Source organism: Mycobacterium sp. NGS15 (assembly GCF_059813245.1).
Window position 1 is genome coordinate 561,421 of record NZ_JCALEF010000006.1, and the last position, 22,493, is coordinate 583,913.

General features: G+C 64.6%; 19 protein-coding genes. 8 read left to right on the top strand and 11 right to left on the bottom strand.

What is annotated here, in order from left to right:
• Positions 1-13: 13 nt before the first annotated feature.
• Positions 14-700 (bottom strand): response regulator transcription factor, encoded by a 687-nt coding sequence (locus AC5Y5C_RS20550; protein ID WP_499975826.1) that lies wholly within the window; start codon positions 698-700, stop codon positions 14-16.
• 67 nt (positions 701-767) lie between these two features.
• Positions 768-941 (bottom strand): 50S ribosomal protein L32, encoded by a 174-nt coding sequence (gene rpmF / locus AC5Y5C_RS20555; RefSeq protein WP_078297068.1) that lies wholly within the window; start codon positions 939-941, stop codon positions 768-770.
• A gap of 345 nt (positions 942-1,286) precedes the next feature.
• Between rpmF and AC5Y5C_RS20560 the strand changes: the two genes are divergently transcribed.
• The 7 genes from AC5Y5C_RS20560 to AC5Y5C_RS20590 all read left to right on the top strand — a co-directional run bounded on the left by AC5Y5C_RS20560 (position 1,287) and on the right by AC5Y5C_RS20590 (position 10,468).
• Complete coding sequence (locus tag AC5Y5C_RS20560; RefSeq protein WP_499975828.1) at positions 1,287-3,002, top strand: acyclic terpene utilization AtuA family protein; 1,716 nt, start codon at positions 1,287-1,289, stop codon at positions 3,000-3,002.
• 31 nt (positions 3,003-3,033) lie between these two features.
• Positions 3,034-4,182 (top strand): acyl-CoA dehydrogenase family protein, encoded by a 1,149-nt coding sequence (locus AC5Y5C_RS20565; protein ID WP_499975830.1) that lies wholly within the window; start codon positions 3,034-3,036, stop codon positions 4,180-4,182.
• A complete protein-coding gene (locus AC5Y5C_RS20570) occupies positions 4,179-5,774 on the top strand; it encodes an acyl-CoA carboxylase subunit beta (protein ID WP_499975834.1) in 1,596 nt (531 codons plus the stop codon). Before AC5Y5C_RS20565 ends, AC5Y5C_RS20570 begins: the two co-directional genes overlap by 4 nt.
• A 14-nt stretch (positions 5,775-5,788) precedes the next feature.
• A complete protein-coding gene (locus tag AC5Y5C_RS20575; RefSeq protein WP_499975838.1) occupies positions 5,789-7,801 on the top strand; it encodes an acetyl/propionyl/methylcrotonyl-CoA carboxylase subunit alpha in 2,013 nt (670 codons plus the stop codon).
• Entirely contained in the window at positions 7,798-8,967 is a 1,170-nt protein-coding gene (locus tag AC5Y5C_RS20580) for an acyl-CoA dehydrogenase family protein (protein WP_499975841.1), read from the top strand. Before AC5Y5C_RS20575 ends, AC5Y5C_RS20580 begins: the two co-directional genes overlap by 4 nt.
• Positions 8,968-8,984: 17 nt before the next feature.
• Complete coding sequence (locus AC5Y5C_RS20585; RefSeq protein ID WP_499975843.1) at positions 8,985-9,779, top strand: enoyl-CoA hydratase family protein; 795 nt, start codon at positions 8,985-8,987, stop codon at positions 9,777-9,779.
• An 86-nt stretch (positions 9,780-9,865) separates the two neighbouring features.
• Positions 9,866-10,468 carry a DUF1707 SHOCT-like domain-containing protein gene (locus AC5Y5C_RS20590; protein WP_499975847.1) on the top strand — a complete coding sequence of 201 codons (603 nt, stop codon included), beginning with the start codon at positions 9,866-9,868 and terminating at the stop codon, positions 10,466-10,468.
• On the opposite strand, the gene AC5Y5C_RS20595 is transcribed toward AC5Y5C_RS20590, so the two are convergent.
• From AC5Y5C_RS20595 to sfnG, 7 genes are all read right to left on the bottom strand, one after another.
• The gene (locus tag AC5Y5C_RS20595) at positions 10,422-11,657 is read right to left on the bottom strand and encodes a hypothetical protein (RefSeq protein WP_499975852.1); all 1,236 of its coding nucleotides are present in this window, start codon (positions 11,655-11,657) and stop codon (positions 10,422-10,424) included. The genes AC5Y5C_RS20590 and AC5Y5C_RS20595 overlap by 47 nt on opposite strands.
• A gap of 379 nt (positions 11,658-12,036) precedes the next feature.
• Positions 12,037-13,890, bottom strand: coding sequence for an ABC transporter ATP-binding protein/permease (locus AC5Y5C_RS20600; protein WP_499975856.1), 1,854 nt, complete (start codon positions 13,888-13,890; stop codon positions 12,037-12,039).
• A 22-nt stretch (positions 13,891-13,912) separates the two neighbouring features.
• Positions 13,913-15,493: a bifunctional phosphoribosylaminoimidazolecarboxamide formyltransferase/IMP cyclohydrolase gene (purH, locus tag AC5Y5C_RS20605; protein WP_499975860.1), complete on the bottom strand. Its 1,581-nt coding sequence runs from the start codon at positions 15,491-15,493 to the stop codon at positions 13,913-13,915.
• The gene (purN, locus tag AC5Y5C_RS20610; protein ID WP_499975864.1) at positions 15,463-16,161 is read right to left on the bottom strand and encodes a phosphoribosylglycinamide formyltransferase; all 699 of its coding nucleotides are present in this window, start codon (positions 16,159-16,161) and stop codon (positions 15,463-15,465) included. Before purN ends, purH begins: the two co-directional genes overlap by 31 nt.
• On the bottom strand, positions 16,158-17,483 hold the full coding sequence (locus AC5Y5C_RS20615) for a cell division protein PerM (protein WP_499975868.1): 1,326 nt from the start codon (positions 17,481-17,483) through the stop codon (positions 16,158-16,160). Before AC5Y5C_RS20615 ends, purN begins: the two co-directional genes overlap by 4 nt.
• 26 nt (positions 17,484-17,509) lie before the next feature.
• The gene (locus AC5Y5C_RS20620) at positions 17,510-18,532 is read right to left on the bottom strand and encodes a DUF5336 domain-containing protein (protein ID WP_499975871.1); all 1,023 of its coding nucleotides are present in this window, start codon (positions 18,530-18,532) and stop codon (positions 17,510-17,512) included.
• Between the two features lie 125 nt (positions 18,533-18,657).
• On the bottom strand, positions 18,658-19,779 hold the full coding sequence (sfnG, locus tag AC5Y5C_RS20625; RefSeq protein WP_499975874.1) for a dimethylsulfone monooxygenase SfnG: 1,122 nt from the start codon (positions 19,777-19,779) through the stop codon (positions 18,658-18,660).
• A 118-nt stretch (positions 19,780-19,897) separates the two neighbouring features.
• Between sfnG and AC5Y5C_RS20630 the strand changes: the two genes are divergently transcribed.
• Positions 19,898-20,746, top strand: coding sequence for an LLM class F420-dependent oxidoreductase (locus tag AC5Y5C_RS20630; RefSeq protein WP_499975877.1), 849 nt, complete (start codon positions 19,898-19,900; stop codon positions 20,744-20,746).
• Here the strand turns inward: AC5Y5C_RS20630 and AC5Y5C_RS20635 are convergent.
• Positions 20,743-21,345 (bottom strand): hypothetical protein, encoded by a 603-nt coding sequence (locus AC5Y5C_RS20635; RefSeq protein WP_499975879.1) that lies wholly within the window; start codon positions 21,343-21,345, stop codon positions 20,743-20,745. The two genes, AC5Y5C_RS20630 and AC5Y5C_RS20635, sit on opposite strands and share 4 nt — an antisense overlap.
• 235 nt (positions 21,346-21,580) lie before the next feature.
• On the bottom strand, positions 21,581-22,483 hold the full coding sequence (sucD, locus tag AC5Y5C_RS20640) for a succinate--CoA ligase subunit alpha (protein WP_499975881.1): 903 nt from the start codon (positions 22,481-22,483) through the stop codon (positions 21,581-21,583).
• Positions 22,484-22,493 lie beyond the last annotated feature (10 nt).

Below are 22,493 nucleotides of genomic sequence, written 5' to 3' on the forward strand. Positions count from 1 at the left end.
GTCGCCATGGTGATTACGGAGGGGTCTCCCGCAGCACATAGCCGACACCGCGAACGGTGTGGATGAGCCTGAGCTCTCCCTCGGCTTCTGTCTTGCGCCGCAGATAGCCGACGTACACCTCGAGCGCATTGCCGGATGTCGGAAAGTCGAACCCCCACACCTCTTCGAGGATGCGGCTACGTGTCAGCACACGACGAGGATTGGCCATCAGCATTTCCAGCAGCGCGAATTCGGTGCGTGTCAGGCTGATGGATCGAGTGCCGCGATACACCTCGCGGGTGATGGGGTCGAGCGTGAGGTCACCGAAGCTCAGCGTGGCAGCGTCCGCCGATTCCTCCGCCGTGGTCCGGCGCAGCAGCGCGCGCATCCGGGCCAGGAGTTCCTCCAGCGCGAAGGGCTTGGGCAGGTAATCGTCGGCGCCCGCGTCGAGGCCCGCCACCCGCTCGGAGACCGAGTCCCGGGCGGTCAGTACCAGGATCGGCAGATCGTCTCCCGTGCTGCGCAACCGGCGGCACACCTCAAGACCATCGAGCTTGGGCATCATCACATCGAGTACCAACGCGTCGGGGCGGTCCGTGGCAATGGAGTTCAGCGCATCGACGCCATCCTCGGCGAGATCCACCGAGTACCCATTGAAGGACAGAGACCGCCGTAACGACTCACGCACCGCACGGTCGTCATCGACTACAAGAATTCGCACAGGCACCAGTGTTAACCGTGCGGCTGAGATATTACTGAGGAAGCCTGAGAATCAGGCCTCGCAACGTTCAGCGACGGTCGAAATCGATGAGCCCGAGGCGGGCAGCCTTGAGCAGGCGGCGGGGAACCTTGTGGTTCTGTCCGCCGACAGTGACATTGACCAGCTCAGTGGCGGTGGCCTTCCACTGCGCGCGCCGGCTACGGGTATTCGAGCGGGACATTCTCCGCTTGGGGACGGCCATGGTCGCGCCCTCTCCTTATTTCTCAGGTTTCTGTGTCATTCGCCCGCGCCGCGCCAATATGTCGGGCGCAGCGAGCGACAATCACCACACGATAGCCGGTGGCTGACATGAGCTCCAAATTTGCCCTGATCAATCCAGGCCGACGTGCCGCATCGTGGCGGTTTCGTATCGCATCGCGCCGGCAGAACGCGGCGTATCGATACGTCCGTTGAGCTCGGCCAACCACTTGGTTGGCCCAATAGATTGACGTTTTGGTGGGTGAGGTAATTTAGCAGCGCACGAGCAGTCGATGCCGACCTCGAGAGGACTTCCGATGAGCCGCATGCGCGAAGAGGATCAGAAATCGTGACCATTGCGCCGGTAAGAATTGGGAACTGTTCAGGCTTCTACGGTGACCGGATATCGGCCATGCACGAGATGCTCACCGGTGGTGAACTCGACTATCTGACCGGCGACTATCTGGCCGAACTGACGATGCTCATCCTCGGCCGCGATCGCGCCAAGGCCCCCGAGCGCGGTTACGCCAAGACCTTTCTGCGCCAGCTCGAGCAGTGCCTCGGTCTGGCTCAGGACAAGGGCGTGACGATCGTCGCCAACGCCGGCGGACTCAACCCCGCCGGTCTGGCGGACGCCATCCGCACACTGGCAGAAAAACTGGGTGTTGCGACCGCGGTCGCCCATGTGGAGGGCGACGATCTGCTGCCCCGCGCCGCGGAGCTCGGGCTGGGATCGCCACTCACCGCCAATGCCTACCTCGGCGCCTGGGGCATCGTGGAATGCCTCAATTCCGGGGCCAACATCGTGGTCACCGGTCGCGTCACCGATGCCTCCGTGATCGTGGGCCCCGCCGCCGCACACTTCGGCTGGCGCCGCGACGACTACGACAAGCTCGCCGGCGCGGTCGCGGCCGGGCACATCATCGAGTGCGGCACCCAGGCCACCGGAGGCAACTACGCCTTCTTCACCGAGATCCCCGACCTCTCGCACCCCGGGTTCCCGCTGGCCGAGGTATATGAGGACGGATCGTCCGTGATCACCAAGCACTCGGGTACCGGCGGCGCGGTCAGCGTGGGTACCGTGACCGCGCAGCTGCTCTACGAGATCACCGGGGCCCGGTACGCCAACCCGGATGTCACTGCTCGCATCGACAGCATCGAGCTGGCCCAGGAGGGTCCGGATCGGGTGCGCGTCTCGGGTGTGACGGGCGAGGCGCCCCCGCCGGATCTCAAGGTGTCGCTGAACGCCTTGGGCGGCTTCCGCAATCAGATGACCTTTGTCCTGACCGGGCTGGACATCGACGCCAAGGCCGAGCTGACCCGCAAGCAGCTCGAGACGGCTCTGTCTTCCCCGTCGGGGGCCCCGCAGGAGATCCAGTGGACGCTGGGCCGTACCGACCACCCGAATGCCGACACCGAGCAGGCCGCCAGCGCCCTGCTACACGTGATGGTGCGTGACTCGGACCCGAACAAGGTTGGCCGCCAGTTCTCCAATGCCGCAGTGGAACTGGCCCTGGCGAGCTACCCGGGGTTCCACGTCACCACGCCCCCTAAGGAGGGCGAGCCGTACGGCGTGTTCACTCCGGGATACGTCCCCGCGGAAAAGGTGCCGCATATCGCGGTTCTGGCCGACGGTTCCCGGATCGATATCGCACAGGCGGCGCAGACACAGCCGCTCGCCGATGCCCCGGCAGCTGCGCTGCCCGAGCCGCTTCCGGCCGGGCCAGTACGCCGAGTCCCGCTGGGCACGCTTGCGGGAGCCCGTAGCGGTGACAAGGGCGGCAGTGCCAACGTCGGCGTCTGGGTGCGCACCGATGAGGAATACCGTTGGCTTGCACATGCTTTGACAATCGACACACTGCGAGAGCTGCTGCCCGAGACCGAGCAGTTGGAGGTGGCACGCTACCTGCTGCCCAAACTGCGGGCCGTGAACTTCGTCATCCAGGGCATCCTCGGCAAGGGAGTGGCCTATCAGGCCCGGTTCGACCCGCAGGCCAAGGGCATTGGTGAATGGCTACGTTCCCGCGAGATCGACATTCCCGAAAACTTGCTAGAGACAGACTGATGAGCCGCCTGCGCGAAGAGGAGACAATCTAGTGACCCAGTGGAATACCCCGGAGCGCAAGGCGCTTCGGGAGACGGTGCGCGACTTCGCGGAACGCGAGATCCTGCCGAATGTCAATGAATGGGAACGCGAGGGACTGATTCCTCGTGAGTTGCACCGCAAGGCAGGCGATCTGGGCCTCCTCGGCCCCGGCGCGCCCGAGGAAGTCGGTGGCGGCGGCGGTGATGCCATCGACCCGGTGATCGTGTGCGAGGAACTGCACTATGCCGGTGTGCCCGGCGGCGTGTTCGCCTCGCTGTTCACCTGCGGAATCTCCACGCCGCACATGATTGCCTCGGGCGATCAGCGACTCATCGAAAGCTACGTAAAGCCCACTCTGGCCGGTGATCTCATTGGCTCGCTGGCCATCACCGAACCTGGTGGCGGATCCGACGTCGGGCATCTGACCACCACGGCCAAGCGAGACGGCGATCACTACATCGTCAACGGCGCCAAGACCTTCATCACCTCCGGCGTGCGCGCCGATTATGTGGTGACCGCGGTGCGTACGGGTGGACCGGGCGCGGCGGGAGTCTCGCTGCTGTTGATCGACAAGGACACACCGGGATTTGAGGTCGCACGCAAGCTCGACAAGATGGGCTGGCGCTCCTCGGACACCGCCGAGCTGTCCTTCACCGATGCGCGAGTGCCCGCCGAAAATCTGGTAGGCAGCGAGAACACCGGCTTCGCGCAGATCGCCGGCGCCTTCGTATCCGAGCGCATTGGCCTTGCTGCCCAGGCATATTCGAGCGCGCAACGCTGTCTTGATCTGACGGTGGAATGGTGCCGCAACCGAGAGACCTTCGGGCGCCCGCTCATCTCCCGGCAGTCCGTACAAAACACACTCACGGAGATGGCGCGTCGGGTCGATGTCGCACGGGTGTACACGCACGCCCTGGTCGACCGCGCGATCGCCGGTGAATCCAATCTCATCGCCGAAGTGTGTTTCGCCAAAAACACGGCGGTTGAGGCCGGCGAGTGGGTGGCCAACCAGGGCGTCCAGTTATTCGGGGGTATGGGCTACATGACCGAGAGCGAGATCGAACGGCAGTATCGCGATATGCGCATCATCGGGATCGGCGGCGGCACCACCGAGATCCTCACCTCGCTGGCCGCCAAGCTCCTGGGGTACCAGTCGTGACGATCCTGCGTACCGCCGTCAACGTCAACTCTCCCGAGTACCTCGACGCGGCCGAGGCGATGACGACCAAACTGGCCGAGGTCAACGCCGAAACCGCGAAGGCGCTCGCCGGCGGCGGCGACAAATACGTTGCCCGCCACCATGAACGAGGCAAGCTGCTGGCGCGTGAGCGCATCGAGCTCTTGATCGACCCCGACTCCCCATTCCTGGAGCTGTGTCCGCTCGCGGCATGGGGCAGCGATTTCACCGTCGGCGCCTCGCTGGTCACCGGTATCGGCGTGGTCGAGGGCGTCGAGTGCATGATCGTGGCCAACGACCCCACCGTGAAGGGCGGCACGAGCAACCCCTGGACGCTGCGTAAGGTCCTGCGGGCCAACGATATCGCCTTCAAGAACCGCCTACCCGTGATCTCATTGGTAGAGTCCGGCGGCGCGGACCTGCCCACCCAGAAGGAGGTATTCGTTCCTGGCGGGCAGATGTTCCGCGATCTCACCCGGCTTTCGGCTGCCGGCATACCGACGATTGCCCTGGTGTTCGGGAACTCGACCGCAGGGGGCGCCTACATCCCCGGCATGTCCGATCACGTGGTGATGATCAAGGAACGCTCGAAGGTATTTCTGGCCGGTCCCCCGTTGGTCAAGATGGCGACCGGCGAAGAGTCCGACGACGAGTCTCTGGGCGGCGCCGAAATGCACTCCCGCGTTTCCGGTCTGGGCGACTATCTGGCAATCGACGAGCAAGACGCGGTACGCCTTGGGCGCCAGATCGTTTCCCGACTGAACTGGGTCAAGAAGGGCCCCAAGCCCGCGGCGGTGGTCGAACCGATCGCCGACCAGGAAGAACTCATCGGCATCGTACCGGGAGATCTGCGCATCCCGTTCGACCCGCGCGAGGTCATTGCACGCATCGTCGACGGGTCGGAGTTCGACGAGTTCAAAGAGCAGTACGGGTCATCGCTGGTCACCGGGTGGGCGCGGCTACATGGGTACCCCATCGGAATCCTCGCCAATGCGCGCGGCGTGCTGTTCAGCGAGGAAGCACAGAAGGCCACCCAGTTCATCCAGCTGGCCAACCAGACCAACACTCCACTTCTTTTCCTGCACAACACCACCGGGTACATGGTGGGCAAGGAATACGAAGAGGGCGGCATGATCAAACACGGCTCGATGATGATCAATGCCGTGTCCAACTCGACGGTGCCGCATCTATCGCTGATCGTCGGGGCCTCATACGGCGCGGGGCATTACGGCATGTGCGGGCGCGCGTACGACCCCCGTTTTCTGTTCGCTTGGCCCAGCGCAAAGTCGGCCGTGATGGGCGGTACCCAGCTCGCGGGTGTCATCTCCATCGTGAGCCGGGCGGCCGCGGCAGCCCGCGGCCAGGCCGTCAACGAGGATGCTGACTCTGCTATGAAAGCCGCCATCGAGGCACAGATCGAAGCCGAGTCGCTGCCCATGTTCATGTCCGGGCGTCTCTACGACGACGGGGTCATCGATCCCCGCGATACTCGGGCCGTGCTCGGTATGTGCCTGTCCGCCATCGCCAATGGACCAATCGAGGGGACGTCGAACTTCGGCGTCTTCCGGATGTGACACGTAAGGAATCCGTGACTGTGCCTTCAATCACCTCTGTTTTGGTGGCCAACCGCGGCGAGATCGCCCGTCGCGTTTTCGCCACCTGTCGCAAGCTGGGCCTTGGCACGGTCGCCGTGTACTCGGACGCCGACGCCGACAGCCCGCATGTTTCCGAGGCCGATGCCGCGGTCCACCTGCCCGGCACCTCCAGCGCCGAGACCTATCTGCGCGGTGAGCTGATCATCGCCGCGGCCAAGGCCACCGGTGCCGACGCCATCCACCCCGGCTACGGATTCCTTTCCGAGAATGCCGATTTCGCTCGCTCAGTCGCCGATGCCGGCCTCACTTGGATCGGCCCGCCGGTCGCCGCCATCGAGTCGATGGGCTCGAAGATCGAGTCCAAGAAACTCATGGACTCCGCCGGTGTACCGGTGCTGGGACAGCTCGACCCGGATACCGTCACCGCCGATCAGCTCCCGGTGCTCGTCAAGGCCTCCGCCGGGGGCGGAGGCCGCGGCATGCGGGTAGTCGACAAACTCTCTGACCTGCCAGACGAAATCGCTGCCGCACAACGGGAAGCCCAATCGGCGTTCGGGGATCCGACAGTCTTCTGTGAGCGCTACCTGGGCACCGGTCGACACATCGAAGTACAGGTGATGGCCGACACTCACGGCACGGTGTGGGCGATCGGTGAGCGCGAATGCTCCATCCAGCGCCGCCACCAAAAGGTTATCGAGGAAGCCCCCTCTCCCTTGGTGACCCGAATCGACGGCATGCGAGAGCGGCTCTTCGAGGCGTCACGCACTGCTGCGGCGAGCATCGGCTATGTCGGCGCAGGGACCATGGAGTTCCTGGCTACCGACGACGGCGAATTCTTCTTCCTGGAAATGAATACTCGCCTTCAGGTTGAGCATCCGGTCACCGAGTGCACCACGGGGCTCGACCTCGTCGCATTGCAGATCCAGGTGGCAGAGGGCGGCGAGCTTCCCGCCGAATCGCCTGCCATTCACGGTCATTCGATCGAGGCACGCCTGTACGCCGAGAATCCGGCGGCCGGGTGGCAACCGCAAAGCGGCACCGTGTACGCGTTTTCGCTTCCGGACACCACGTCCGGTTCCATCGCCAATTTCCACGTCCCCGGCCACCCCGGACGCAACGGAATCCGGTTGGACTCGACCATTGTCGACGGCAGCGTGGTGTCAGTGCACTACGACCCCATGCTCGCCAAGGTCATCACGGTCGCGCCAACTCGCACCGAGGCCGCCCGCCTGCTGGCCTCAGCACTGGAACGCGCCCGCATACATGGCTTGATCACCAACCGTGATCTGTTGGTCAACGTGTTGCGCCACCCTTCGTTCCTTGCCGGCGACACCGACACGTCGTTCCTGGACAAGCATGGTCTCGATATCCTTGCCAGGCCCCTGGCCGACGAAGCCGCGCACCAGTATTCGGCACTCGCGGCAGCACTTGCCGACGCCGCCGCGAACCGGGCACACGCCACCGTCTGCGGCGCATTACCCAGCGGCTGGCGCAATTTGGCTTCCGGATTCCAAACCAAGGAGTATCGCGAAAGCAGCGAAGCCGTCTATAGCGTGCGCTACCGCCTGACCCGCGCCGGGCTGACACTCGATGGAGACTGGCCTGCCATCGAACTGGTTTCGGCGACACCGGATCACGTGGCACTGGTGATCGACGGCGTCCGGCGGGGCTTCGATATCGCACGCTACGGCGAAACCGTCGAGGTCGACTCACCGCTCGGTCCGGTCGCGCTGACTGTAGTGCCCAGGTTCACCGACCCCAGCACTGAGGTGGCGGCGGGCTCGCTCATCGCGCCGATGCCGGGTGTGGTGTTGCGACTGGGTGCCGTGGTCGGAGACACCGTCACGGCAGGGACGCCGATCGTCTGGCTGGAGGCCATGAAGATGGAGCACACCATCGTCGCCCCCGCCGACGGCGTCATCGAGATCCTCAATGTCGAACCGGGACAACAGGTCGAGCTGGGCACCGTACTGGCACAGTTGGCCGCCAACGAAGGAGAGTCATGACCGTCACCAATCCCTATGTCGAGTCCGATGAGCGCAAGGCGCTGCGGCAAGCGGTGGCCTCGCTCACCGGCAACTACGGCCACGAGTACTACCTGGAGAAGTCCAAGACTCACGCCCCCCTGACCGAGTTGTGGGATGAGGCAGGAAAGCTCGGCTTCTTGGGAGTGAATATTCCCGAGGAGTACGGCGGCGGCGGTGCCGGTATGTACGAGCTGGGGCTCGTCTTCGAAGAGCTCTCGGCGGCTGGATGCCCGCTGCTGATGATGGTGGTATCCCCCGCCATCAATGCCACCATCATCGCCCGCTATGGCACCGACGAGCAGAAGAAGAACTGGCTGCCCTCGATGGCCGATGGCACCTTCACCATGGCGTTCGCCATCACCGAACCCGACGCCGGCTCGAACTCGCACAACATCATCACCACCGCCAAGCGCGACGGTGGTGACTGGATCCTCAACGGGCGCAAGGTCTTCATCTCCGGTGTTGATCAGGCCAACGCCGTGCTGGTGGTGGCGCGCACCGAGGAGGCCAAGACCGGCAAGCTCAAGCCCGCGCTGTTCGTGGTGCCCACCGACACCAAGGGGTTCGAGTACACACCCATCGATATGGAGCTCGCGCTCCCGGAGCGACAGTTCCAGGTGTTCCTCGACGATGTACGGGTGCCCGGTAACGCGCTCGTCGGCTCCGAGGACGCCGCACTCATGCAGCTGTTCGCCGGTTTGAACCCCGAGCGAATCATGGGTGCTGCCAGCGGAGTTGGCCTTACTCGGCTAGCACTGAACAAGGCCACCGACTACGTCAAGACCCGCCAGGTGTGGAAGACCCCGATCGGCGCGCACCAGGCCATCGCGCACCCGCTCGCCGAGATCAAGGTCGAGCTGGAACTGGCCAAGCTCATGATGCAGAAGGCCGCCACCCTGTACGACTGTGGCGACGACTGGGGCGCCGCGGAGGCGGCCAACATGGCCAAGTATGCCGCGGCGGACGTGGCCTGCCGCGCCGCCGACCGTGCCGTACAGTCCTTGGGCGGCAACGGATTGACCTCCGAGTACGCCGTAGCTCCACTGCTGAATCTGTCGCGCTTCGGGCGTATCGCCCCGGTGAGCCGTGAGATGATCCTCAACTTCGTGGCGCAGACGTCCCTCGGCCTGCCCCGCTCGTACTAGAAGGAAAGGTCCGCCGAATGGCGAAAGAATCTGAGACTCTGGTCCAGTACGAGGTGGATGGCCGCGCCGCCCGCCTGACGCTCGATTCGCCGCACAACCGCAATGCGCTATCCAGCGGGTTGGTGCTGCAACTGCGAGAGGGGCTACAGCGGGCCGCTGCCGACAAGACGGTGCGCGCCGTGGTGCTCACCCACACCGGCAACACCTTCTGCGCGGGTGCCGATCTGTCGGAAAGCTCAGCGGTGTCGTCCGATCCCCACGATGTCGCCAAGGACCGGGCCGGCCAACTCACCGCGCTATTGCGCGACATCCTGGAACTGCCGCTACCCGTCATCGTCGCCGTCAACGGCCATGTGCGAGCCGGTGGCTTCGGTCTTGTGGGTGCTGCCGATATCGCGGTAGCGGGACCCGACAGCACCTTCGCACTGACCGAAGCACGCATCGGAGTCGCGCCCTCGATCATCTCGCTGACGCTGCTGCCCCGGCTCACCGGCAGGGCGGCCGCACGCTACTTCGTCACCGGCGAGAGGTTCGACGCGCGGGTAGCCGCGGAGGTCGGTTTGGTGACCACGTCCGTCGACAGTCCCGAGGCGGTCGAGGCCGCGGTCACGTCATTAGTGGATGACATCGCGCTCGGTTCACCGCAGGGACTGGCCGAGTCGAAGAAACTCACCACCGCGCCGATCCTCGCCGATTTCGATGCGCGTGCAGTGGAGTTGACAGAAACCTCCGCGCGTTTGTTCGTGTCCCCCGAGGCGCAGGAGGGCATGCTGGCGTTCCTGCAGAAGCGTCCTCCTGCCTGGCAGGTGTGAACCAGGCAGCACTATGGATGTAGTGCGCTGAGCAACACTAATGAACCGCGTGCCTTTAAGCGCCATTCGTCGTAGGCTCGGCGGTGATGAGCAACCTCCCTGAGCGGGTTACCGCATCGATGCGGGCCGCAGACGCCGATCGCATGCGCGTCGCGCAGCTGTTATCCGACGCCGCCGCGCAGGGTCGGCTGGAGCTCTCCGAGTTTGAGGAGCGCCTCGCCAAGGTGTACTCGGCAAATACGTACGGTGAGCTTGATCAGCTCAGCGCAGATCTGCCCGCGGTTGCTACTTCTCAAGTTCGCGGTCAAGACAGCAAGCCGGCCCCCTCAACGGTGCTGATGGCGATCATGAGCGGATTTGAACGGCGCGGCCGCTGGAACGTACCCGGCAAGCTCACCTCTTTCGCACTATGGGGTGGCGGCGTGCTGGACCTGCGGTATGCCGACTTCACCTCCAACGAAGTGGAGATCCGCTCCTTCTCCATCATGGGCGGCCAGACGATCCTCCTGCCGCCCGAGCTCAACGTGGACGTCACGGGCGTCGCGGTGATGGGCGGCTTCGATCACTCGGCGAGCGGCCGTGGCGTACAGGGCGCCCCGCATGTGACGGTCAAGGGGTTCTCGTTGTGGGGCGGCGTGAACGTCAAGCGGAAGCGGCGCAAGCGGCGCGAGGCGCTCGGAGAGCGCTAACAAGATCCAGAGCGCCGAAGCGCCACAGTGCATTCACAACCTGACGGCGCCGGTCGATATCCAGTTCTGCCGCAAGGACTGCATCAAGATCACTCACGGTGAACCCCTCGCCGAGCGCTAAGAGTCCGTCAAGGTTCACCACCCCGCCGAACGTGATATCCCGACCACGGGCCACCAGGTGGGTCCGATCCGCACAGATGATTGATTGCACCACTCCGGGGTATGCCCAGCCGAATGTGGCAGCAACGGGAGGATCATCGTCACGCAAGGCCGCCACCTTCGGTGCCCGCAGATATCCGGCGGTGCGCTGCTTGGTCGCCACCAGTTCCATCGTTGTCGCCAATCCGGATATCGCTTCAGGGGCACCAAGGGTCTCCATCACCAGTTGACGGACATCCTCGAAGCTACGCGGCTCGCCCGCCGCGTCCAGCCGCGCACCGAAGTGGTCCGTCATCAAGTCCGAGAACGATTTTCGGATGTTTGGCGGAAAGAGTGTGACCCCCAGAAACACCGAGGGACCTCCGTTGCGGAAGAGGTGGTAACGCCCACGGGGAATGCACACAAAGTCGCCCGGGCGCAGGGTGTAGCGGCTCGCGCCGGGTAGCAATCGGTCGAAGTCGAATGAGACCTTGCCCAATGACGGGTTCTCGAACAGCTGATGTTGGTCGATCCCGTCCGCCGGCCACACCCAGAGTTCCTTGTGGCCCGGGCCCAGGTGGAAGATCAACGATGGCTCGTCATCCTTGTGAATTCCGAAGGGTGTCCATTCCACATCGGCGATGAAGGTATAGATATCCGCGCCGGACACCAGGTCGCGGTCCGGGACCAAGCTGCGCACCACGGCCTGAGACAACGCGGCAAGACCCAAATCCCAAGAGGAGACGTCGTTGATAGCGACGCATGCGGGACGACCGTCGGCGTTCTCGGCCAGCCACTCGGTCAACGGCTGCGCACCTCGCGGCGCGATACGCGAGAGTCGCTCGGTGAGCTTGAAGTCGAACTCGCTGCCCCGGAAGGCGCGCAGCCGCAATCCTTTTCCTCCGACCGTGGTCGCCGTAGTCACTGCCGACGCTATCCGATCGGTGATCACACCCTGATCCGGAACCAGCCCGGGAATGAAGACCGTTTCCTCATAGTGAGGGGCCTGGTCCGCGACGAATTGCCGCCAGCGGGGGTCATGGACGAACACTGTTCCGCCTCCGTGCTTGCGTCCGGGCGTGCGTGGCCAGTGGGACGGCCACGCACGCCCGGCGTCCACTCTTAGTGGCTGGCAACCATTTCCGTCGCGGTGACGATTTCATCGTCCTCGACAACGATCTCAACGGCGATATCGCGCATGGCGGTTCCTTTCATTCAACGGTTAACTGCCCAACTCATCAGACGCACCGTGGCGACATCCGTCGCGTGGAGCCACCGCGGTGGACGTACGCCCAGCCCGCAGGCGCCGTCACTAGATCAGTCGTACGGCCGTAGCCAAAAGTTCCCACCCACATCTCCCCCGCGACCGCCGAGTCTGCATCTCACGACGGTTTGTGCCCCAGAACCGTCGTGGGACGCAGACTCGGGCATTACTCGGGAAGCGCGACGAGCTCCCATGCGCCGCTACCCGTCAGTTGCAACCGCGACTGGTGATGACGGTCGATCGTCGACCGATGCCCCACGCTGAACACCACGCAGTCGGGTAGCCGTTGCCGCACCAGCGCATACATCGCATCCTCCAGCCCCTCGTCCAGGGCCGAGGTCGACTCGTCGAGGAACACCACCCTCGGCTGCACCAGCAGCACCCGTACAAAGGACACCCGTTGCTGCTCGCCCAGCGAGAGCACGGCCGCCCAGTCGGCTTCCTCGTCCAAGCGCTCGGTCAAATGCCCCAGCGAGACATCACGCAGAGTTTGCTTCAGCGTCTCGTCCGAAACTTCCTCCATCGGAAGCGGATACACCACGGTCTCACGCAGGTTGCCCAATGGCAGATACGGCAGCTGGGGCAGGAACAGAGTCGCCCACCCGTCGGGACGCGCAACCAAACCTGTGGCCTGCGGCCACAGCTGCGCCAGGCTGCGCAGCAGGGTCGTCTTACCGCATCCCGATGGGCCCTTGACGACGACGCTGCCACCCGCGGTCAGCTCGAGGTTAAGGTCGGCGATCATGTCCAGTCCCTGCAGATCTCGGACATGGACGCCAGTGAGGGTCAGCGCGTCATCTACGCCGGTTACGTCGATCCGCGGCAGCTCGCGGGCACGGTGATCGCTGTCGAGCATCTGGTCGATGCGCATGAGCGCGGCCCGATACACGGTGAATTCGTCATAGCTGTCCCGAAAGAAGGACATTGCGCCGCAGACGCTTCCGAAGGCGGCGACGGTCTGCAGCAGGTCTCCCACCTTGATCTGCCCGGTAAAGAACCGTGGTGCCTGCACGATGTACGGGATCATCCCCGTTGTCACATCGCCGACACCGCGATTCCAGCCGTTCAGCCGCAGCTGCGCGAAGACGATCCGCCACATGTTGGCGATGACGTCGGCGAAGCGTGCATGCAGCAGTCTGCGTTCACGCTCACCGCCACGGTAGAACGCCACGCGCTCCGCGCTGTCGCGCAGACGCACCAACGCGTAGCGGAAACTCGCGCCGAATCGTTCGTTCAAGAAATTCAGCCGCACCAAGGGCCGGCCGATCCAGAACGCAAGGACCGTCACGGTGATCGAAAAGACGAACGCGATGAACACCATGGCGCGCGGGATCTCGACTCCCCACAGCAGCAGCGGGCCCGAGAGCTGCCACAACACCCCGGTGAACATGACGATCAGGAGGGTCTTGTTCACCGCGCCGAGAACCAGATCCGCCGACTTGGTGGTGTGCGTCTCGATATCGATCTGGATTCGCTGGTCCGGGTTCTCCACCGGAGTATCAAGAAAACGGTTGCGGTAGAAAGCGTCCTTACTCATCCAGTCGTCGACGAGTCGCGTGTTGAGCCACACCCGCCACCGGATGGCGAGAACTCTCCGCAGGAAGAGATCCACCACCGTGTACGTCACGGTGAGTACGACCAACACCCCGCTGATCGCGAATGACGTGAAGAACGCCTGACGCGCGTCCGCCAGCAGTGCGGAGTCATGAGTGACGAGCGCCTCCGAACCGACCTGCAACGCATTCATCAGGTCCTTGTACTGGTACGTGAAGATGACCGTCACGCGTGCCATGTACACGGTGTGCCACATCATGAACGCCACCAGGGCCCAGGTGCGCCAGGCCTCGCGCCCCCAGAAGAAAGGCGCGTTGACCCGCCAGAACTGTTGTCCCCACTGAGTCAAGCGAGCGATCACAAAGGCCACCGCCAAGAAGACCACCATGGTGATCACCCAGGCCTGCAGCGTCCACATCAGCGAGCGCAATGGCTCGCCCGGCCAATCCAAACTGGGCTGAACCATTGGCTCTCCCTCTTATTGCACCCTAGTGGGCAAAGTGGCGTGCTCCGGTGGTGTACAACGTGATTCCTGCGGCCTTGGCGGCATCGGTCACCAGCTCATCGCGCATCGACCCACCTGGATGCACGATCGCGCGCACTCCGGCCTCCGTCAGCACCTCCAGGCCGTCGGGGAAGGGGAAGAACGCATCCGAGGCCGCGACCGCACCGGAGACGCGATCCCCACCTCGTGAGACTGCCAATCGCGCGGCATCGACCCGGTTGACCTGCCCCATACCGACACCGATGGTGGCGCCGCCGGAGGCGACGACGATCGCGTTGGACTTGACGGCCCGTCCCACTCTCCAGGCGAAAACCAAGTCCGCCAACGTGTCCGCGTCCGCGGCGGCGCCCGCCACCAAGTTCCAGTTGGCCGGGTCGTCGCCCTCGGCGTCGAGCGCGTCGCGCTCCTGTACGAGCAGACCACCACTGATGTGTCGCCACTCGGTGCGCCCGGCGTGCGACTCGGCCACGCGCAGCAGACGCACGTTCTTTTTGCGGCTCAGCACCTCCACCGCGCCGTCTGCATACCCGGGCGCGACAATCACCTCGGTGAAGATGTCGGCGACCCGCTCGGCCATCTCCACGCTCACCTCACGGTTCACGGCTATTACCCCGCCGAAAGCGCTCAACGGATCACATTCGTGGGCCTTGAGATGCGCATCGGCAATCGATATGTCCGACACCGCGATACCACACGGGTTGGCATGTTTGATGATTGCCGCACAGGCCTTGTCCTGGTCCCACGCGGCGCGCCAGGCTGCGTCGGCATCCGTGTAGTTGTTGTACGACATCTCTTTTCCGTGCAGCTGCTCGGCCTGCGCCAGACCATGCCCCGCGGCACCGGTGTACAAGGCCGCCTGCTGGTGCGGGTTCTCTCCGTAGCGCAGCACCGCCGAGCGGTTCCACGTCCCGCCGATCCACGCGGGCAGCTCCGCGCCCTCGGGCTCCGCGACGGCCGACAGCCAGCCGGCCACGGCCACGTCGTACTCGGCCGTATGACGGAATGCCTTGGCCGCCAGGGTCTTCCGCGCCTCCAGGGTGAACCCCCCGGCAGAGACGGCAGCCAGCACCTCGCCATATGCGGCGGGGTCGACGACTACCGCCACGCTGGGGTGGTTTTTGGCGGCGGCGCGCACCATCGAGGGTCCGCCAATGTCGATTTGCTCGACGCATTCGTCCTCGGAGGCACCCGAGGCCACCGTGGCGGCGAACGGGTACAGGTTGACCACCACCAGCTCGAAGCCCTTGACGCCCAGCTCCTCGAGTTGAGTGAGGTGTTCCTCGCGGCGCGTGTCGGCCAGGACGCCGGCGTGCACGTGCGGATGCAAGGTCTTCACCCGGCCGTCCAATACCTCCGGAAACCCGGTGACCTCTTCCACGGGTGTCACCGGAATTGATGCGGCTGCAATGGTTTTCGCAGTGGATCCGGTAGACACCAGTTCCACACCGGCGGCGTGCAGCCCGCTGGCGAGCTCTTCCAATCCGGTCTTGTCGTAGACGCTGATCAATGCCCGCCGTACGGGTCGCTGCGTACTCACTTGATGGAGGCCCTTCTTCCGTTCCATGTCAAACCTCTGGTGGCCACCGCGGCCAGCACATCTACCAGCAGCGCCCGTTCCACCACCTTGATGCGTTCATGCAGGCTCGCCTCGTCGTCGCCCCCGCGGACAGGGACTGCCTGCTGCGCAAGGATCGGCCCGGTATCCATCCCGGCATCGACCAGGTGCACCGTGCAACCGGTGACCTTGACCCCGTGCGCCAACGCTTCAGGCACGGCATGCGCGCCGGGAAAGGATGGCAGTAGCGCGGGGTGTGTATTGATGACCCGCCCCAGGAACTGCGAAAGAAACTGTGGTCCAAGAATCTTCATGAACCCGGCCGATACCACCAGATCCGGACGGTGCGCGGCCGTCGCGTCGGTGATCGCGGCGTCCCATTGTTCGCGGGTGTCGTAATCACCGAGCCGCACGGTGTAGCTAGGGAGCTGCGCGCCCAGGGCGATTCCGAGGGCATCGCACTGCCGGTCGGTGCCCACGGCGACGATCCGAGCGGGGAAATCACCCGTGGCCGCCTCCAGCAAGGAGCGCAGGAGGGTGCCAGTACCGGACGCCAGGACCACGACACGCGCGGGGGCAGACGGGGCAATCTCCACGGGCCGCTTGGGCTCCGAGGAGCCGCTTGCGCGAAGAGAATCCGACACCGACACGCCGCTGAGCGTAGCCGGGCTGCTCACTTGGCCGGTTCCGGAGGGTCGCTGGAGTCGCTCTCGGGGCCGGCTTCGAGTTCTGCTTCGGGTGGCGTCTCCGGTTCCAGTGCAGGCGCGGGTTCAGGTTCAGGCTCGGATTCAGGCGCGGGTTCAGGTTGCGGCTCTGGCGCGGGGACGGATTCTGGCTCGGGCACCGGCTCCGGCCGCGCCTTGGCGGGGAGACGGGTGGCACCGCCCAGCATGAACACCGTCAACAGGCCGATGACCAGGAACCAGAAGAACACTCCGGGGCCGAACGTGCCCTGGTCGATCCCGAGGCGCCCGAAGTTGCCCAGCTGTCCACCGGCGAGCTTTCCGGCGATCGCCAGGAATGTTGCCGCAAGAAGCGCCGCCGTGACCACTTTGTGGATGGCGGTGGGCCATGGCGTGGGCCGGCGCGCACATTGCTGGCCGACGGCCACCCCGGACACCGCACCGATGATCATGAGTGCCACCCATGCGGGACCGAGCGGTGGCGTGGGCACCGCCGCGAGGATCGGCACCGCCGGCAGCTGGCCACCGAACACGGCGAACGCGCTGAAGGCCGCGGTGCCCACATGTGCGCTGGATCCGACCGCCAGCGCGCACGCACCCAGAATGACGTTGGGCGCGTAGAGGAGGGCCAGCACCGTCAGGCTCAGCTGACCCACGAAGTCGTTGGTGACCGAGTACAGCTGATCCATCGTCGCCCAGTGGACCACCAGTGACCCGGCTGTCACGGCCGCGGACAGGCCGAACAGTGCGAGTACGCCGGCAATAGCGCCACGAGCGGCCTCCATCGGCCATGACGGCAGCTCGAGGACCGCCGCGAGCCGCCTGCCAACCCTCAGCAAGACGCCGACAATTGCACCTACCGCATGAACTCCGAGGACAGAACCGAATGCGCGCAAGGCGTTCGGCGATTGCAGCTGCGTCAGCACCGTCGAGGCGTCGTGGATGATCGCCAGCGATATCGCCGTCATCAAGAGTGGACCGGCCAGTGCCGAAGCGATCACCCAGCGGACCACGTACCAGGAAGCGGTAGGCGCGAGTGCCGAGGCGACCGTTCGGGCAACACCCCAGACCATCGCACCCGTCGGCAGCAGCGGCAGCACCTCGATGACTCGCCCACCGATCGAGATCGGTACTAGATGAGTGCCCAGCCACATGCTGGCCACCGCACCAAACGCCCCAGTCATATCGCTGTTGGCAATCACCAACTGCACCAAGACGATTGCCGCAATGACGACCAACGCAACTGCTGACGGGCCAAAGGCAACCGTCAGCAGTGCGCGAGCCTGTGCGGGATTGGCGCGCGAGGTTTGATTCACGCGCCGATCACGGCAGTGAACACCGTCTAGTTGGAGGGACGAGAGGTGCCGAACAGATCGTCACCGCTGGCAGAGGCAGAGGCCGAACCACTGCCAGTGCCCGCGCCGCCCTGCTGCTCACCACCGGGAGCCTGACCGCTGGCCCCACCAAAGGTGGGGTACTGCTGGGTCGGCTGCGACGATCCGGCCTGTTGGGCCGGCTGCGCTGACGGCGGGGTGAACCCGGAGCTGCTGAAACCCTGCGGCGGGGTCGGGGGCGCCGACTGCGGCTGCTGACCGTAGCCACCACCGTACGACGGCGGCGCCGCGGGAGCTGGCTGCTGCTGGCCGTAACCCTGAGCACCGGACTGGCCGTAGCCCTGAGCGGCCTGCTGGCCAAAGCCCTGCTGCTGGCCGTAACCCTGGGCGCCGGCCTGGCCGTAACCCTGCCCCTGCTTGGGAAGCTGCTGCTGCGGCTGCTGCTGAGCCGGGTTGTAGTACTGGCTCTGCTGCGGCTGGTACTGGCTGCCGAAGGGGTTGGTCGCCGGAGAGACAGTCTTGGCCTTGACAACGCCCACCTCGCTGAGCAGGGCGTAGACGGCGGCCGCGGCCTGCAGGCCGGACACCACGGCGAGCGTGATCAGGCCCCATCCGATGCCGACCTCGCCGAAGGCGGCGGCAAACGGGTTACCGAACAGACCGCCGAGGACGAAGAGGAATCCGACGATCGACAGGATTGCGACGGGAGCTTGCTTGTCGTCCTTGCCTGAAAGGAGCGAGACACCCGCGGTCAGACCGGCGATCAGCAGAGCGAACTGCGCGAAACCGAAGACCGGCGACAAGGCCAGAAGGTCGAACCCGCCGAAACTTCCCGACGTCCCCGAGCTGGCCTTCCCGGTGTAGAACGGCCCGAAGCCGGCAATGAAGCCGATCAGGCTCAGCACCAGGACACCACCGGGCAGGTAAACCCCCAGCGCGCCCGTGTTGGGCTCGGCCACAAAGGACGGGGTGCCGTACGGATTGGACGGCTGCGCGGGCTGGTATCCGGGCCCACCGGTCGAATACGTCATTACATCTCCTACATCACGGTTTCGGTCGTGGTCTCGGGTGGATCGCCTCCACGCTACTGCACCGTTGCCCTGGCTGGGGCAAGGACAAGCCGAGACAATGGCCAGACACGGCCGAGGCGCATCGGTTAGCTCAAAACCGGTACGCGAGATTCGCTGTGGGTTTCCTGAACCTCGGCCGCCTCGATCTCGCGAACCAGTGGCAGCACCTTCGCCCCGAAGTATTCGATCTCCTCCTGGAAATGCAGGAACCCGCCCAGGATCAGGTCCACGCCCCGCCGCCGGTAGGCGACGATCCGCTCGGCGATCTGTTCCGGGGTGCCGATGAGCTGAGTACGGAATCCGTCGTTGTATTGCACGAGGTCCTCGAACGAGGAATCCGCCCACATTCCCTTCTTGTCGCCGGTGGCGGAGCCCGCCTGCTGAACCGCCGCGCGGAAACCCTCAACGGCGGGGCGGTTCGCTTTCGCAACAATTTCCCGCAATACCTCGCGCGCTTCGGCCTCGGTGTCTCTGGCGATGATGAAACCGTTGAGGCCGACGTTGACCTCGCGGCCGACGGTTCGGGCGTGGTCACGGACCTCCACGATCTGGTCGGTGATACCGGCGAAGTCCTTGCCGTTGGAGAAGTACCAGTCGGAGTAGAGACCGCCGTTGCGCCGAGCGGCCGTCGAGTTGCCGCCCTGGAAAAGCTCCGGAGTGTGCAGCGGCTTGGGCTTCAGCGTGAAGTCGTGAATCCGATAGAAGTCGCCCCGGAAGTCGACGTCATCCTCGGTCCAGATCTTGCGCAAAACCTGGAGGAATTCGCCGCTTCTCCGATACCGCTCGTCGTGCTCCAACCACGGTTCGCCCAAGTGGGTGAATTCGTCCTTGAACCATCCGGAAACCACGTTGACGGCGAAGCGCCCGCCTGACAAGTGGTCGGCGGTCGCGCCCAGCTTGGCGAGCACACCCGGCTGCCAGAGCCCCGGATGAACGGCGGCGATCACTTTGAGCCGCTCGGTGGCCAGCAGGAGAGCAAGGGAGAAGCTGGTGGATTCGTGTTGGTACTCGGCACCGTAGCTGGCCTCGTAACGCACCTGGGTGAGCGCATATTCGAAGCCGTTTCTCTCGGCTGTGCGCGCGAGAGCGACGTTGTAGTCGTAACCCCAGTCAGTACGCTGCTCGATGGTGCTGGTGACCAGCCCACCGCTGACGTTGGGTACCCAGTAAGCGAATGTGACGTGGTCGGATATCCGTTCGGTCGTCATGAAGGTATGCAAACAGCGAAACCTTCGGGCGGTCATCCGTCTGACTCACCGTGATCCATTCCCGACGGGATTCGGCCCCACCCTCGACAACAAAACTGGAACACGTTCTAATTGGTGAATGGACTACGGGCTTGTTCTGTTCACCAGTGACCGCGGCATCTCCCCTGACATCGCCGCCAAGGCGGCCGAGGACGGCGGGTTCAGCACCTTCTACGTTCCCGAACACACACACATCCCCATCAAGCGAGAAGCCGCCCACCCCGGCACCGGCGGCGCGGAACTACCCGATGACCGCTACATGCGCACCCTGGACCCGTGGGTGTCCCTCGGCGCTGCGTGTGCGGTCACGTCAAAGATCCGGCTTGCCACCGCGGTCGCGATTCCCGTCGAGCACGATCCCATCACCCTCGCCAAATCGATTGCCACCCTTGACCACATGAGTGGTGGTCGGGTCACTGTTGGCGTCGGATACGGCTGGAACACCGATGAGCTGGCTGATCACAATGTCCCCGCCGGCCGTCGTCGCACCATGCTGCGCGAGTACATCGAGGCGATGCGCAAGCTCTGGGAAAACGAAGAGGCGAGCTACTCAGGCGAATTCGTCAACTTCGGCCCCAGCTGGGCCTGGCCCAAGCCGGTGCAAAAGCATGTGCCGGTGATCGTGGGCGCGGGCGGCACCGAGAAGAACTTCACATGGATCGCCAAGAACGCCGATGGCTGGATGTCCACCCCCCGCGATGAGGACATCACCGGCAAGATCGTGGCACTGAAGGCGGAGTGGACAGCGGCAGGCCGTGCGGGCGAACCGTTGATCTACGTGTTGGCGGGCAAGCCGGACCCCGAGCAGCTCGCCGCGTGGCGCGAACTGGGTGTCACCGAGGCGATCTTCGGGATGCCCGATCGCTCCGAGGACGAGGTGCGGGCATATATCGAACGGTTGTCCGGAAAACTGGCCGCATTCGCCTAGTGCACGGAGAACGGCGGCAGCGCGGCGAACTTCTGCTCCACCCTGATGGTTGGCGTCACCCGCGCCACCCATCGACGCAGACGGGACAGCGGATGATCGGGAAACTTACCGTCCCAACATATTTCGTCGGCAATGTTGTACGGAATGCCCGGCTCGAGGTCGGGCGCGTACGGGTGCGGGGGCCACATGTGCGATGACGGTTCACCAACCGCCAGCAGCTGTTCCAGCACGGTGGCCTCGCGCACCCCGGTCACCGGCCCCTCTGCGAATGCCCCGCAGACCATCGCATACGAATGTGCGCGCGGAACGACTATCGAGGCCATGAAGGTGAGTCCTTGCGGGCCATCAGCTTTCGGAACCTTCACCACATACAGCAGGCCCGGGAGCGTGTCGACGCCAACGATATAGGCCTCTATGACGCCCGCGCGCCGATGGAGCACCGTTTCTACGAGCGCACGGCGCACCACGCTCAGATCCTGTAGCGGCACCGACAGATAAGGGCCGCGCGAGTCCGAGGCCCAGAACTGATCGCCGGTCGCCGGGTCGTACCAGCCGTCAACGCTCGGCACCAGCCCGGATGTGTCGAACGAGAGGCCCACGAACCGAGAAGGTAGCCGGTCACCAGGGGCGCCAATGCCCCGTCTTCCGATTATTCATGCGTAAGTCACACAATCTCATTGAACGAAACCCAATATCGCCTGACAGTAGATCCGGCACCTCCAGAGAGACGAAAGGCGCTACCGGAGGCGCGATTTCGGCCACCATGCCGACAACAGCCGAAATGGCAAGGACCCCGACCGGAGATCCGGTCGGGGTCCTTGTGTACGTAAGCCGCTACAGGCTCTGCAGGATCTCGCGCGCCAGCTTGGCGGTTTCGGACGGCGTCTTACCGACCTTCACCCCGGCGGCCTCAAGGGCCTCCTTCTTGGCCTGCGCGGTACCCGAGCTGCCGGACACGATGGCGCCGGCGTGACCCATGGTCTTGCCCTCGGGGGCGGTGAAGCCCGCGACGTAGCCGACGACCGGCTTGGACACGTTGGCCTTGATGTAATCGGCCGCACGCTCCTCGGCGTCACCACCGATTTCACCGATCATCACGATGATCTTGGTCTCCGGGTCCTTCTCGAACGCCTCGATGGCGTCGATGTGGGTGGTGCCGATGACCGGGTCGCCGCCGATGCCGATGGCAGTCGAGAAACCGAAATCGCGCAGCTCGTACATCATCTGGTAGGTCAGGGTGCCGGACTTCGACACCAGACCGACCGGACCGGTGCCGGTGATGTTGTTCGGCGTGATGCCGACCAGAGCCTCACCGGGGGTGATGATGCCGGGGCAGTTGGGACCGATGATGCGGGTCTTGTTGCCCTTCTCAAGGTTGTACGCCCACGCATATGCGCTGTCCTGCACCGGGATTCCCTCGGTGATGACGACCAGCAGCGGAATCTCGGCGTCAATGGCCTCGATGATCGCATCCTTGGAGAACGCGGGCGGTACGAACGCGATCGACACGTCGGCGCCGGTCTTCTCAATGGCCTCGGCCACCGAACCGAAAACCGGAAGCTCGACATCGTTGCCCTCGGAGTCCTTGTGAGACACCGTGGTTCCGGCCTTGCGGGCATTGACGCCGCCCACGACCTGGGTGCCGGCCTTGAGCATCAGCGCGGTGTGCTTGGTGCCCTCACCGCCGGTGATGCCCTGGACGATGACCTTCGAATCCTTGTTCAGGAAAATAGACATTGATTCAAGC

Excerpts from the sequence above, each read along its gene's own strand:
- rpmF (WP_078297068.1), bottom strand. The coding sequence starts at position 941 with ATGGCCGTCCCCAAGCGGAGAATGTCCCGCTCGAATACCCGTAGCCGG.
- AC5Y5C_RS20580 (WP_499975841.1), top strand. The coding sequence starts at position 7,798 with ATGACCGTCACCAATCCCTATGTCGAGTCCGATGAGCGCAAGGCGCTG.
- AC5Y5C_RS20585 (WP_499975843.1), top strand. The coding sequence starts at position 8,985 with ATGGCGAAAGAATCTGAGACTCTGGTCCAGTACGAGGTGGATGGCCGC.
- AC5Y5C_RS20590 (WP_499975847.1), top strand. The coding sequence starts at position 9,866 with ATGAGCAACCTCCCTGAGCGGGTTACCGCATCGATGCGGGCCGCAGAC.
- AC5Y5C_RS20600 (WP_499975856.1), bottom strand. The coding sequence starts at position 13,890 with ATGGTTCAGCCCAGTTTGGATTGGCCGGGCGAGCCATTGCGCTCGCTG.
- purH (WP_499975860.1), bottom strand. The coding sequence starts at position 15,493 with ATGGAACGGAAGAAGGGCCTCCATCAAGTGAGTACGCAGCGACCCGTA.
- AC5Y5C_RS20620 (WP_499975871.1), bottom strand. The coding sequence starts at position 18,532 with ATGACGTATTCGACCGGTGGGCCCGGATACCAGCCCGCGCAGCCGTCC.
- sfnG (WP_499975874.1), bottom strand. The coding sequence starts at position 19,779 with ATGACGACCGAACGGATATCCGACCACGTCACATTCGCTTACTGGGTA.
- AC5Y5C_RS20630 (WP_499975877.1), top strand. The coding sequence starts at position 19,898 with ATGGACTACGGGCTTGTTCTGTTCACCAGTGACCGCGGCATCTCCCCT.
- sucD (WP_499975881.1), bottom strand. The coding sequence starts at position 22,483 with ATGTCTATTTTCCTGAACAAGGATTCGAAGGTCATCGTCCAGGGCATC.